At 70.8% G+C, this 13164-nt stretch carries 12 protein-coding genes and 1 pseudogene; 7 read left to right on the forward strand and 6 right to left on the reverse strand.

Features of this window, described 5'->3' with window-relative positions; all coding sequences use genetic code 11:
* Positions 1–193: 193 nt before the first annotated feature.
* A complete protein-coding gene (locus tag OHA19_RS07650; protein ID WP_405718337.1) occupies positions 194–553 on the reverse strand; it encodes a Zn-ribbon domain-containing OB-fold protein in 360 nt (119 codons plus the stop codon).
* A gap of 148 nt (positions 554–701) precedes the next feature.
* The gene (locus OHA19_RS07655; RefSeq protein ID WP_405718334.1) at positions 702–1409 is read right to left on the reverse strand and encodes a TetR family transcriptional regulator; all 708 of its coding nucleotides are present in this window, start codon (positions 1407–1409) and stop codon (positions 702–704) included.
* Between the two features lie 109 nt (positions 1410–1518).
* On the opposite strand from OHA19_RS07655, the gene OHA19_RS07660 reads away from it, so the two are divergent.
* From OHA19_RS07660 to OHA19_RS07675, 4 genes are all read left to right on the forward strand, one after another.
* Positions 1519–2304: an electron transfer flavoprotein subunit beta/FixA family protein gene (locus OHA19_RS07660; RefSeq protein ID WP_405709352.1), complete on the forward strand. Its 786-nt coding sequence runs from the start codon at positions 1519–1521 to the stop codon at positions 2302–2304.
* Between the two features lie 105 nt (positions 2305–2409).
* On the forward strand, positions 2410–3372 hold the full coding sequence (locus OHA19_RS07665) for an electron transfer flavoprotein subunit alpha/FixB family protein (RefSeq protein ID WP_405709350.1): 963 nt from the start codon (positions 2410–2412) through the stop codon (positions 3370–3372).
* Positions 3373–3692: 320 nt separating this feature from the next.
* Positions 3693–4730 carry a sporulation protein gene (locus OHA19_RS07670; RefSeq protein WP_405718331.1) on the forward strand — a complete coding sequence of 346 codons (1038 nt, stop codon included), beginning with the start codon at positions 3693–3695 and terminating at the stop codon, positions 4728–4730.
* Positions 4730–4987 carry a twin-arginine translocase TatA/TatE family subunit gene (locus OHA19_RS07675; RefSeq protein WP_405718328.1) on the forward strand — a complete coding sequence of 86 codons (258 nt, stop codon included), beginning with the start codon at positions 4730–4732 and terminating at the stop codon, positions 4985–4987. Before OHA19_RS07670 ends, OHA19_RS07675 begins: the two co-directional genes overlap by 1 nt.
* 109 nt (positions 4988–5096) lie before the next feature.
* Here OHA19_RS07675 and OHA19_RS07680 read toward each other — a convergent pair whose 3' ends face one another.
* From OHA19_RS07680 to OHA19_RS07690, 3 genes are all read right to left on the reverse strand, one after another.
* Positions 5097–5252 carry a hypothetical protein gene (locus OHA19_RS07680; protein ID WP_405718326.1) on the reverse strand — a complete coding sequence of 52 codons (156 nt, stop codon included), beginning with the start codon at positions 5250–5252 and terminating at the stop codon, positions 5097–5099.
* Between the two features lie 251 nt (positions 5253–5503).
* On the reverse strand, positions 5504–6565 hold the full coding sequence (locus OHA19_RS07685) for an endonuclease/exonuclease/phosphatase family protein (protein ID WP_405749743.1): 1062 nt from the start codon (positions 6563–6565) through the stop codon (positions 5504–5506).
* A 53-nt stretch (positions 6566–6618) separates the two neighbouring features.
* Positions 6619–7257 carry a M15 family metallopeptidase gene (locus OHA19_RS07690; protein WP_405718320.1) on the reverse strand — a complete coding sequence of 213 codons (639 nt, stop codon included), beginning with the start codon at positions 7255–7257 and terminating at the stop codon, positions 6619–6621.
* Positions 7258–7471: 214 nt separating this feature from the next.
* On the opposite strand from OHA19_RS07690, the pseudogene OHA19_RS07695 reads away from it, so the two are divergent.
* The 3 genes and pseudogenes from OHA19_RS07695 (at position 7472) to OHA19_RS07705 (ending at position 10577) form a co-directional block, all read left to right on the forward strand.
* Positions 7472–8154: pseudogene (locus OHA19_RS07695) on the forward strand (response regulator transcription factor).
* 44 nt (positions 8155–8198) lie between these two features.
* Positions 8199–9329 (forward strand): sensor histidine kinase, encoded by a 1131-nt coding sequence (locus tag OHA19_RS07700; protein WP_405749745.1) that lies wholly within the window; start codon positions 8199–8201, stop codon positions 9327–9329.
* Positions 9330–9521: 192 nt separating this feature from the next.
* A complete protein-coding gene (locus tag OHA19_RS07705) occupies positions 9522–10577 on the forward strand; it encodes a biotin/lipoate A/B protein ligase family protein (RefSeq protein WP_405718314.1) in 1056 nt (351 codons plus the stop codon).
* 14 nt (positions 10578–10591) lie between these two features.
* Here the strand turns inward: OHA19_RS07705 and OHA19_RS07710 are convergent, their stop codons facing one another.
* A complete protein-coding gene (locus OHA19_RS07710) occupies positions 10592–13117 on the reverse strand; it encodes a SpoIIE family protein phosphatase (RefSeq protein ID WP_405718312.1) in 2526 nt (841 codons plus the stop codon).
* Positions 13118–13164: the final 47 nt, after the last annotated feature.

A 13164-nucleotide genomic window follows, 5' to 3' on the forward strand; every position in this document is an offset into this window, starting at 1 on the left:
CATCCGCACGGCCCCGCCCTCGGCGATCAGCGCACTGACGGCAGCGGCATCTCGACCGGCTCGGGGCGCTTCCTCCGCGTACGCCGGGCAATCGCCCGTGACGTCGCCGACCCGACGTCAGAACGCTCTCGGCCCCCACGGCGTATGCCCTTGTACGCCGTTGATCAGAACCACTCGTCGCGCGCGGGACGGATCAGAACCACTCGTCACGCGCCGGTGGTTCGCAGAGCTCGAAGACCACCTCACCCGTGTCCGCGTCGCCCTCGGCGACCGGGCGGACCCGGGCGCCGGCCACCACCAGGTGTGGCGCGGCACCGACGACGCGGCAGCGGAACACGAAGCCCTCGGGAAGCCGGACGAGGGACTCGTTGCGTGCGGCATCCGTGTAGCGGTGGACGACGCCGGACCGCACCACGACACCCAGGCCGGCGCTGCGTTCGGGCTTCAGGTCGCCCGACGCGCATACCGGGCACAGCAGCTTGCGGAAGGAGGCCGTGCCGCACCAGCGGCACCGGTGGTACTCCAGGCCGGCTTCCTCATGCACCGTCTCCACGGCGCCACTTGATGACTGGGACACAGTTCGACCCCCTGTGCTCGGCTCGGGTGCGCCGTACCTGCGCGTCGACGCGTCCGCACCATAGGGCACTGAGTGCCGGACAGTAAAGACACTCAGTGCCAGACTGATCCGGCCCCCTGAAGGATCAGACCTGCCCGATGGCGGACTCGATCTGCTGCACCACGCGCCACATCGGAGCACCCTTCGAGGCGACCATCACCACCACATCACCGTCGGCCGAAGGCATGGCCGCACCCTCCTCCGCCTCGCTTCCCCACACCCGGTGCACCATCCCGAGGGCGTGGTCGACGGCGGCCTCCGCGTCCCCCTCGCCGCCCGAACGCAGCCATGTCCGCAGCCCGTTGTTGTGCGCGGCGACCACGGACGCGGCGATCACCTCGGCGCGCAGCGCCCCGTCGCCCGACTCCCCGTACCTGCCGCGCAGATATCCGGCCATCGTCTGCTCGTACCGCCGCACCACGGACAGTTCGTACGTACGCAGTCCGGGGACCTCCCGGGTGAGCCGGTACCGCTGGACGGAGAACTCCGGGTTGGCGGAGTACATGCGCAGCACCAGCCTGGCCGCGTCGCTCACCGCGTCCACCGGGTCGGCGTCGCGGGCCTCGGCGAGGAACGCGGTCATGTCGGCGAGGCACCGCTCATGATCCGGGAAGACCGCGTCCTCCTTGGACGGGAAGTACCGGAAGAACGACCGGCGCCCGACCCCGGCCCGCGCCACGATGTCGTCCACCGTGGTCTGCTCGAAGCCCCGCTCCAGGAAGAGCTGGAAGGCCGCCTCGGCGAGCACCTCCCGCATAGGTGCCTTCTTCGCTGGTCTGCGCGCGTCAGTCATGCCGGGAACGTAGCACCGGAAGGCCGATTCCGACACCGGGTACCTTTACAGAGGGTACTGAGTGCCATAATGTCGTTCCTACGAACCGCACCCAGGTAGGAGAGCCGGCGTGAGCTTGAGGATCGTTGTCTGTGTGAAGTACGTGCCCGACGCCACCGGTGACCGGCATTTCGCCGATGACCTGACGGTGGACCGTGAGGATGTGGACGGTCTGCTGTCGGAGCTCGATGAGTATGCGGTGGAGCAGGCGTTGCAGATCGCGGACGGGGCGGACGATGCGGAGGTCACCGTGTTGACGGTGGGTCCGGAGGATGCCAAGGACGCGTTGCGCAAGGCGTTGTCGATGGGTGCGGACAAGGCGGTTCACGTCGAGGACGAGGGTCTGCACGGCAGTGATGTGATGGGTACGTCGTTGGTGCTGGCGAAGGCTGTGGAGAAGGCCGGGTATGACCTGGTGGTCTCGGGGATGGCGTCGACGGACGGGACGATGGGTGTGGTTCCGGCGTTGCTGGCGGAGCGTCTGGGTGTGCCGCAGGTGACGTTGCTGTCCGAGGTGTCGGTCGGGGGCGGGGTGGTGCGGGGCCGTCGTGATGGTGACAGTGCCTCGGAGCAGGTGGAGGCGTCGTTGCCGGCGGTGGTGTCGGTGACGGACCAGTCGGGTGAGGCGCGTTACCCGTCGTTCAAGGGGATCATGGCGGCGAAGAAGAAGCCGGTTCAGTCGTGGGATCTGGAGGATCTGGGGATCGGGGCGGACGAGGTCGGTCTGGAGGGTTCCTGGAGTGTGGTGGATTCGGCGGCGGAGCGTCCGGCGCGTACGGCGGGCACGATCGTGAAGGACGAGGGTGAGGGCGGCCGGCAGCTGGCCGGGTTCCTGGCGGGCCAGAAGTTCATCTGACCTGTTTCCCGCACTCCGCGGTCCTGGTTCCGTGGCCGTGTTGTCGGTTCGGGTTCGGGTTGTGTTCCCCCTGTTTCTTCGTTACTCGCAGGAGATTGAAGTCCCATGGCTGAAGTTCTGGTTTTTGTCGATCACGTGGACGGTGCGGTTCGCAAGCCCACGCTGGAGTTGCTGACGCTGGCGCGTCGGCTGGGTGAGCCGGTGGCGCTCGCGGTGGGTGCGGGTGCTTCCGGTACGGCGGCGGTGCTGGGTGAGCACGGTGCGGTGCGGGTGCTGACGGCGGAGGATGCGGAGTTCGCCGGGTATCTCGTGGTGCCGAAGGTGGATGCGTTGCAGGCGGCGTACGAGGCGGTGTCGCCGGTGGCGGTGCTGGTGCCGTCGTCGGCGGAGGGCAAGGAGATCGCGGCGCGGCTCGCGGTGCGGATCGGTTCGGGTCTGATCACCGATGCGGTGGATCTGGAGGCCGGTGAGCAGGGTCCGGTGGCCACGCAGTCGGCGTTCGCGGCGTCGTTCACGACGCGGTCGCGGGTGTCGCGGGGTACGCCGGTGATCACGGTGAAGCCGAACTCGGCCCCGGTCGAGGCGTTCGCGGCCGCGGGTGCGGTCGAGGTGCTGCCCGTGGCGTTCTCGGCGCTGGCGACGGGGACGAGGGTGACCGCGCGGACGCCGCGTGAGGCGTCGGGCCGCCCGGAGCTGACCGAGGCCGCGATCGTGGTCTCGGGTGGCCGTGGTGTCAACGGTGCGGAGAACTTCGCGCTGATCGAGGCGCTCGCGGACTCGCTCGGTGCGGCCGTGGGTGCGTCGCGTGCGGCGGTGGATGCCGGGTGGTACCCGCACTCCAACCAGGTCGGCCAGACCGGTAAGTCCGTCTCTCCGCAGCTGTACATCGCGTCGGGGATCTCGGGTGCGATCCAGCACCGGGCCGGGATGCAGACCTCGAAGACGATCGTCGCGATCAACAAGGACGCCGAGGCGCCGATCTTCGACCTCGTGGACTACGGCGTCGTCGGTGACCTCTTCCAGGTCGTTCCCCAGCTCACCGACGAGGTCAAGGCCCGCAAGGGCTGACCCCCGGCCGAGCCGGGACACCCCCGTCCGACGGTCCGGGGCCGTGCGGTGCACACGCACCACACGGCCCCGGACCGTTTACGTTTGCCGTCGCGAGCGACAGCGCGCCGAGTAAAAGCATGGCAAAACGCGCTCGTCAAGCGGCTGCCCGGTCTGCCTGAGCGATCCTTTTCGGACTTTCCCGCCCGCCGGGCCCTCGCGGCTCCGGAAGCCCCGTGACCAGCCCTATGCTCTACACGTCTGTAGAGCACGGGACCCTCTCTCGGCGTACCCGTGCTCCCCCGTACCCCTCGTACGCACGTAAGGGAGTGGACGCCGCCATGGTGTTCAAACGACTGCTCGGCTCGCTCGGTGTGGGCGGTCCAACCGTCGACACCGTCCTCACCACCGGGGCGGCCGCTCCCGGCGGCCCCCTGTCCGGCCAGGTCCATCTCAAGGGTGGCAGTGCCGACTTCGACATCGACCACATCGCGCTGGAGCTCGTCGCGCAGGTGGAGGCCGAGCACGAGGAGGGCGAGGAGGAGCGCGTCGTGGCCTTCGAGCGCTTCACCGTCGGCGGCGGCTTCCGACTGGCCGAAGGCGAACTGCTCACCGTGCCGTTCACGGTCACGCTGCCGTGGGAGACGCCGATCACCGAGCTGTACGGGCAGAGCCTGGGCATCGTGCTCGGCGTGCACACGGAGCTGGCGGTCGCCGGGGCCAAGGACAAGGGCGATCTCGACCGGCTCATGGTGAGCCCGCTGCCGGTGCAGGAGGTGATCCTCGAAGCGTTCGGACAGCTCGGCTTCGGTTTCCGGTCCGCGGATCTGGAGTACGGCCGCATCGGCGGCACCGGCCAGCAACTCCCCTTCTACCAGGAGATCGAGCTGACCCCGCCGCCGCAGTACGCGCACGCGGTCGACGAGATCGAGGTGACCTTCCTCGCCACCGCCGGCGGCATGGAGGTGGTCCTGGAGGCCGACAGGCGTGGCGGACCGTTCTCCGACGGGCACGACGCTCTCACCCGGTTCACGGTCGCGCACGCCGGAATCCACCATCAGGACTGGCGGGCGCTCGTCGAAGGCTGGCTCCAGCAGCTGATCGAGCACCGGTCGGCGTACGCGGCCGGCTCGGCGTACGGGCACGGCGACCCGTATGCCGGGCACCACGGCCACGAGCCCGGCCACGGCCACCACGAGGACCACGGCGGCGGTCACCGCTCCGGTCCGGGCCTGGGAACGGCCGTCGCGGTGGGGGCGGCCGGGCTCGCCGTCGGCGTCGTCGGAGGCATGGTCGCCGCCGAAGTCGTGGACGAGGTGGGGGACTTCTTCGAGGGCGACAACGATGACGACGGCGATGACGAGGGTGGTGACGACTGATGTTCGGAATCAGCGAGATCGCGATCATTCTGATCGTGGTGATAGTCCTTCTGGGCGCCAAGCGCCTCCCCGATCTGGCGCGCTCCGCGGGCAAGTCGGCCCGCATCCTCAAGGCCGAGGCGAAGGCCATGAAGGAGACCGGGGGCGCCGGAGGTGAAGCGGGGGCGCCCCGTGTCATCCGCGGCGAGACCGTGGGCCGTCAGGATGCCGGGGAGCCGGCGCCGGACACGGGGCAACAGCCTCGGGGCCGCGCCTGAGGCTGCCGGACCGGGGCGGCGCCCACGCCGTCAGGGCGTGCCTGCGAGATCGACAGGCTGTTCTCGTACAGATGAAGCCGGGTGATCCGGCCGCCCTCCGCGGTGGGGCTCAGCGCGAAGGGACCCTCGAAGGGCTTTCTGCGAGCAGCCGGTCGACCTCGTCGGCGAAGAGCGCGGTGAGCGCTTCGGTGTCCCCTGCGAGGCGGAGTCCGAGGACCTTCCGGACGGTGGCGCGGGTGGCGTCCGCGGTGTCGGTCGGCTTCATGCGACCCGACCTGCCCGGACGCTGACGGAGCGTCGATTTCTTCGGAGGCAGCGGCAGGCGGAGCTGCCGCAGTCGCTTCGCAAGGTCCGTCCGGCCGTGCGTACGCTGCCCGGCCGCCGTTGCTCCGCTCACGCGGCCCGGCTGCTGTTCGTCCACGATCCCCACCCCGTAACGTCCGGCCGAACGGTCGCGGCCCAGTGTGCCCGAAGCGGATTTCGCAAGGGGCCCGGTGGGCTCCGCGCCTGCGCCTTCTACGCCTTGAAGGCGGCGGCGATCGGCCGGTGGTCGCTGGCAGTGGCGGGGAGGGTCCAGGCGTCGGTGGGGGTGACGCCCCGGGTGAGGATGTGGTCGATCCGGGCGACCGGGAAGGCCGCGGGCCAGCTGAAGCCGAAGCCGGTACCGACCCTGTCCTTGACCGACGTCAGCCGGGACGTCAGCGGCGCGAGGCCACGATCGGCGGTGGCGCCGTTGAGGTCGCCCAGCAGGAGGACCTTCTTCTCCCGCTCCTGGTCGACGGCCCGGTCGAGAGCGGTGATGGTCTCGTTGCGCCGCGCGACGGCGAAACCGGACGCGCCGACCCGGTCCGAGGGCAGATGGACCACGTACACGGCGAGCGGGCCGTTCGGCCCCCGGACCAGGGCACGCAGGGAGCGACTCCAGCCGGGGTCGATGGTGACGCGCCGGGACTCGGTGATGGGATAGCGGCTCCACAGGGCGACGGTCCCGATGCGCACGCGGTGGGTGAGCCGCCGGTCCAGCACCTTGCGGTAGGCGGGCAGGGCTTCGTCGGTGACTTCTTCCAGGGCCACCAGGTCGGGGCTGGCGGCCAGCAGCGTACGGGCGGTCCCGGCGGGGTCGGGGTTGGCGGCGTCGACGTTGTGGGTGACCACGGTGAGGTTCGGCTCGGCATCGCCCCGCCCACCGAAGTACGGGGACGCGAACATGGCCGACCACGCGGCGCCGAGAAGCAGGGTCGCGACGACTGCCGGCACCGACCTGCGGATCAGGGCGGCCAGGAGCAGCACCGGTACGGCCAGTCCGGTCCAGGGCAGCACGGTTTCGAGCAGGCTGCCCGCGTTGCCCGGCCAGTCGGGCACGAGCGGGTGGCAGACCATCACCAACCCCGTCACCACGGCGGCGGAACTCAGGATCCGGTCCCCGGCCCGTCCCGGTCCGTGCCGGCCAGCTCCGGGCTCGGGCTCGGGCTCGGGCTCGGGCTCGGGCTCGGGCTCGGGCAACGGTGTCCCGGCGGGATCGGAGAATCCGCCTCCGACGTACACATCCGGGTAGGGGTCCTCGCGCAGATCGGTCATGACATGTCCTTCGGAAGCGGGCACTGACTCACGGGGGCCGAGCACGGCGCCGGTCAGCCGGCCGCGTTGCTCAGGGGAGCCAGGCAGGTGCCGCCGGGGCCGGTCAGGAGCTCGAAGTGCCACATCTCGTTGTTGTAGACCTGGCACAGGCCGTAGTCGGAGCCGTTGCGGATGAGCCAGTCGTCGGCATCGGTCGGGCCGATGTCGACCGCCTTGCCGGACACATGTGCCGACTTCTGCGGGGTGTTCACGAACTGCCTCGCCTTCTCGGCGCTTCCGTACTTCTCGATGCCCTCGTCCAGCAGGCGTTGCTGGTGTTCCCTGCTGCGCCACCCCGAGGTGACCTTGAATTCGATGCCGTCGTCGCGGGCGTCCCGGGCCGCTTCCTGCACGGCCTTCAGCAGCCGTTCGTCCAGCCGTCCGACGGCTGGGTAGCGGGTGTCGAAAGGGGTGAGCTCACGGCCGTCCGGAGTGTCACCCTCCCTGGCGCCCTCCGCAGTCGCTCCGCCGCCGCCCGGCTCCTGGTCCGCCGTCGCGCTGTCGGCGTGCGCGGCCGGTTCGCTCCGGGTCGTCGTCACTCCCCACGCCACCGACAGTGCCACCACCAGGACCGCGCCCACTCCCGCCGTCGTCCGGCCGGGAAAGCGGCGCGCTGCCGTGGCGGAGCGGCTGTCGGTGCGGCTGTCGTGCATGGTGGCCTCCGGGCATCTCGTACGGGCGGCGGGTGCAGCGGACCGATGGCCAGGAGTCAACGGTGGACCGTGTTGTCGGACCGTTTCGATTTCCCGATACGTTTTCGATATGTCCGGACCGCTCCAATAGGGACGGTCATCCCGGACCGCTGGAACAGGAACGGCCGGACGGGCCGGCGACCGGCCGGGTGAGCCACAGAGCAGGAGAGGCCCTATGCGGGTGCTGATTGTCGAGGACGAGCTGTATCTCGCCGAGGCGGTGCAGGCGGGTCTGAGGCTCGAAGCCATCGCCTCCGACATCGCCGGGGACGGCGACACCGCACTGGAACGCCTCGATGTGAACGAGTACGACGTCGTCGTGCTCGACCGCGACATCCCCGGCACACGCGGCGACGACGTGTGCCGGGCGATCGTGGCGCGGCGCCTCGGCTGCCGGGTGCTGATGCTGACCGCGGCGGGCCTCCTGAACGAGAAGGTCACCGGGTTCGAGCTCGGCGCCGACGACTACCTGACCAAGCCCTTCGACCTGAAAGAACTGGTCGTACGGCTCCGCTCACTGGCCCGCCGGCCCAAGGACAGTACGCCTCCGGTCATCGAGTGCGCCGGAATCCGGCTGGACCCGTTCCGGCGGGAGGTCTTCCGGGACGGGAGATACGTGGCGCTCACCAGGAAACAGTTCGCCGTCCTGGAAGTGCTGATGACCGCGCGCGGCGGCGTCGTCAGCGCGGAGACGCTGCTGGAGCGGGCCTGGGACGAGAACGCCGACCCGTTCACCAACGCGGTCCGCATCACCATGTCCACGCTCCGCAAACGGCTCGGTGAACTGAACCGTCGGCCATCCACACCGTGCCCGGCTTCGGCTACCGTCTCGACGACTCGGCCGGGCACGACCGGTGACCCGCCGGCCGACATCCCACCAGGACGCCGGCACGCGCCCGTCCGTGCGCCCGTCCGAAGGCACGGCGCCGTCCGGGCGGCCGCGGCGGCTGACCGCCCGGATGAAGCTCACCCTCACCTACGCCCTCTTCGTCGTCGTCGCCGGGGCGCTCAGCCTGATCGTGGTCTATCTGGCGATGCGCTTCGTGCCGTACTACCCGCTGGCCGACGTGAACCCGCAGGCCGCGGCCATCGCCACCCGTCCGGACATCCTCCGGGCGCTGGCCAAGGCCTCGGCGGTCGCCCTGCTGCTCCTGGCACTGGTCGGGCTCGGCGCCGGCTGGCTCATCGCGGGCCGTGTCCTGCGCCCCCTCCAGGACATCACCCGGGCAGCCCGCCGGGCGGCCGACGGCTCCCTGGACCACCGCATCGGACTCACGGGCCCGCGCGACGAGTTCACCGAACTCTCCGACACCTTCGACGACATGCTCGCCCGCCTCCAGCGGTCCTTCGACGCCCAGCAGCGCTTCGCCGCCAACGCCTCGCACGAACTGCGCATACCGCTCGCCGTGAGCCGCACCATGCTCGACGTCGCCGTCGCCGACCCCGACGGCCAGAACTACCGCCAACTCGTCTCCCGGCTCCGCGAGACCAATCAGCGCGGCATCGACATCACCGACGCCCTGCTGCAGCTCTCCGCCCTCGACCACACCCCGCCCACCATGGAGTACCTGGACCTCGCCGACACCGCCCGGGGAGCCGTCGACGCCGTCCGCGAGGAGGCCGGGGCACGGAACATCACGCTCTCCGTCGACATCCGCCCGGCCCCGGCCACCGGCAACGGCGTACTGCTGCGCCAGCTGACCCTGAACCTGCTCCACAACGCCGTACGGCACAACCTGCCCACCGGCGGATCTCTCTCCCTGACCACCGGTCCCGACCCGGCACGCCCCGGCCGTGCCCTCCTGACCGTCACCAACACCGGTCCGCCGCCGGCCGACTCGGTCGACCGCCTCACCGAGCCGTTCCTGCGCGGCAGCGGGCGCCTGGCCGAACAGGACTCCACACGCCGCGGCCACGGCCTCGGCCTGGCGATCGTCGCCAGCATCGTCCGCGCCCACCACGCCGAGCTGGCCCTGACCCCCAACCCCGGTGGCGGGCTCACCGTCCGGGCATCGCTGCCCGGCACCCCGTAGAGTCCGGGCGCGTCCGGCACCGCGAGCACGGCGGGCACGGCGAGCACGGCGGGCACGGCAAGCACGGCGGGCACGGCAAGCACGGCAAGCACGGCAAGCACGGCAAGCACGGGAACTAAACCGCACAGTGCAGGCGTTATGGGTGTTCGGTACCGAATGGCAGAGCAGTCGGACAAATGTGGAGGCAGGGCCGTGCACGGTGAGTACAAGGTCCCCGGCGGCAAGCTCGTCGTGGTGGATCTCGAGGTCGAGGGCGGCGCACTGCGCGGCGTACGGGTCGCCGGGGACTTCTTCCTCGAACCCGACGAGGCGATCCTCGCGATCGACGCGGCGCTGGAGGGCGCACCTGCCAACACCGACACCGCCGGTCTCGCCGCCCGGATCGACGCGGCACTCCCCGCCTCGACCGTGATGCTCGGCCTCACCTCCGAGGGCGTCGCCGTCGCCGTACGCCGGGCGCTCGCGCACGCCACCGAATGGAGCGACTACGACTGGCAGCTCATCCACGAGGCGCCGCAGTCCCCCGCGCTCCACATGGCCCTCGACGAGGTCATCACCGCGGAAGTCGCCGCCGGGCGCCGCCCGCCGACGCTGCGGGTCTGGGAGTGGGACTCCCCCGCCGTGATCATCGGCAGCTTCCAGTCCCTGCGCAACGAGGTCGACGCGCAGGGCGCCGCACGCCACGGCGTCACGGTGGTGCGCCGGGTGTCCGGCGGCGGGGCCATGTTCGTGGAGCCCGGCAACACCATCACGTACTCGCTGTCGGTCCCGGACGCCCTGGTCTCCGGGCTCTCGTTCGCCGACAGCTACGCCTACCTCGACGACTGGGTGCTCGGTGCGCTCGGCGAGATGGGCATCAAGGCCTGGTACCAGCCGCTCAACGACATCGCCACGGAGGCCGGGAAGATCGCCGGCGCGGCCCAGAAGCGTGTGGTCGGCGGGGAAGGTGCCGTGCTGCACCACGTGACCATGTCGTACGACATCGACGCGGACAAGATGCTGGAGGTGCTGCGGATCGGCAAGGAGAAGCTCTCCGACAAGGGCACCAAGAGCGCCAAGAAGCGCGTCGACCCGCTGCGCCGTCAGACGGGGCTGGCGCGCGAGGCCGTCATCGAGCGGATGATCGACTCCTTCCGTGGCCGGCACGGCCTCACCCGGGGCAAGGTGACGGACGAGGAGATGGTGCGGGCGCAGGAGCTGGTGCGGACGAAGTTCGGCACCGGGGAATGGACCGCTCGGGTGCCGTGAGGCCGGTCGCGGTCTCAGTCTCCCGTCGTCGGCGGTACCGGCCGGGGCAGTTCCTGCTCGGTCCAGATGATCTTGCCGTCGGCTGTGTAGCGGGTGCCCCAGCGCCGGGTGAGCTGGGCGACGAGGAAGAGCCCGCGGCCGCCCTCGTCCGTGGTGCGGGCGTGCCTGAGCCTGGGCGAGGTGCTGCTGGTGTCGGCGACCTCGCAGATCAGGACGGACTGGCGCAGCAGCCGGATCCGGATCGGCCCGCTGGCGTAGCGCACCGCGTTGGTGACCAGTTCGCTGACGATCAGCTCGGTCGTCATCTCCAGCCCCTCCAGGCCCCAGTCGCTCAGCTGGCGGGCGGTCCGGGCCCGGACACCGGCGACGACGGCCGGGTCGGCGGGCACTTCCCACGAGGCGATGTGGTCGGCGCTCAGCTCGTGGGTACGGGCGAGCAGCAGGGCCACGTCGTCGGGCTGGGGCACCGGGACCAGCTGTTCCACGACCATCGTGCACAGGGCGTCGAGCGGAAGTCCGCGCTGTGCCAGGGCGCCGCCGAGGCGGGACATGCCGAGTTCGGGGTCCTGGTCCCTGCCCTCGATCAGGCCGTTGGTGTAGAGGCCGATCAGGCTCCCCTCGGGCAGTTCGGTCTCCGCCGTCTCGAAGGGCAGCCCGCCCAGGCCCAGGGGCGGTCCTGCGGGCAGTTCGAGGAAGGTGATGCGGCCGTCCGGGGCTACGACGACGGGCGGCGGGTGGCCGGCGCGTGCCATGGTGCAGCGCTGGGTGACCGGGTCGTAGACGGCGTAGAGGCAGGTGGCGCCGAGTACGGGTGTGTCCTGCTCCCCGCTCTCGGATTCCTCGTCGCTCAGCCGGAGCACGAGGTCGTCGAGGTGGGCGAGGAGTTCGTCGGGCGGCAGGTCCATGTCGGCGAGGGTGTGCACCGCGGTGCGGAGCCGCCCCATGGTGGCCGCGGCGGCGATGCCGTGGCCGACGACATCGCCGACGACGAGGGCGACCCGGGCGCCGGACAGCGGGATCACGTCGAACCAGTCGCCGCCGACACCGTCCTTGGCGTCCGCCGGGAGGTAGGAGGAGGCCACGTCCAGGGTCATTCCGCCCGGCAGTGTGTGCGGGAGCAGGCTGCGCTGGAGGGTCAGCGCAGCAGCGTGCTCATGGGTGTAGCGGCGGGCGTTGTCCACGCACAGGGCGGCCCTCGCCACCATCTCGCGCGCCGGAAGCACATCCTCCGGTTCGAAAGGGGCAGGGTTCACCGACCGTACGAAGGTGGTCAGGCCGAGCACGGTGTCGCGGGCCCGCATGGGTACGCAGATGACGGAATGGAGTCCGTACTCGCGGATGCTCGCCGACCTGGCGGGCTGTTCGGCCGCCCACAGGTTGTTGTCGGGGTCGAGGACCGGGATGAGGAGGGGTTCGCCGTCGATGAGGTACCGCATGTCGTGGGGCGGGGGGACGAAGTCCACCGGGTCCCCGACCCGGCGGATCGCCTCCGGACAGCCCTCGCGCACCGAGCTCATCCCGGCGCGGCGCATCCTCGGCTGGGACGAGGCGGTGAAGGCTCCCGACCGGACCAGCTCCGCACCGGACAGCCCCGTGCCCAGTGGCCATGGGCCGGCCGCACCGGGGGCGGCGACCGGCTCCAGCAGGTCGACGATGACGAAGTCGGCGAACCGCGGCACCGCGAAGTCGGCCAGTTCCTGGGCCGTGCGCCTCACGTCCAGGGTGGAGCCGATGCTGGCTCCGGCGTCGTTGACCAGGGCCAGGCGCTGCTGGGCGTTCCACCGGTCGGTGACGTCAAGGACCATGTAGCAGAGGCCGGTGACCGTGCCCTCGCTGTCGGTGAGCGGGAGGTACGAGGTGGAGTATGCGCGTTTGCGGCGCGGATCGGCCCAGGTCCAGCCCAGGTACTCGTAGTCGATGACGGGAATCCCGGTGTCCAGCACACCGCGCATCAGCGTCTCGATGGCCTCGGTCTCCAGTCCCGGGAGCGCATCGCTGAGCCGGTGGCCCACCCGGTGCTCGCGCGGGACACCGCCGAAGCGTTCCAGGGTGTCGTTCACCCAGACGTAGCGCAGATCCGGGTCCATCACCGCCATGCCGATCGGCGAACCGTACAGGAAGGCGTCCAGCACGGACTGCCCGACCGTCCACTCCGGCCGCCGTTCGCTTCCGGAGACCAGGAAGCACTCCCGGCCGTCCAGGTGGAACGAGGCCGAGACCCGGAGGTCCACCTCGATCCGGCTGCCGTCGCGCCGCCGCACGTCCGCGACGCCCCGCCATCCCACGCCCGCCCGGCAGCGCTCGGCGATCCCCGCCACCCGTACCGGATCCTCGGGCATGGCGAGCAGGAAGCCGGCGGACCGCCCGACCACCTCCCCGGCCGGGTAACCCAGCAGCTCCTGAGCGCTGTGCGTCCAGCCGACGACCGTTCCGGTGCCGGCGACCACCACGGTCGCGTCGTTCGCCGTGTCGTGGGAGTGCCGGGATGTGCTGGGCGGCGAGGGTTCGCCGGGCTCCTGCTGCGGGCCTGCACACGCCATACCTGACACCACCCATCCGCTCCCTGCCCATGATCCCGCCTCCCGCG

It is taken from the genome of Streptomyces sp. NBC_00012 (genome assembly GCF_045040875.1).
Lineage (GTDB): Bacteria > Actinomycetota > Actinomycetes > Streptomycetales > Streptomycetaceae > Streptomyces.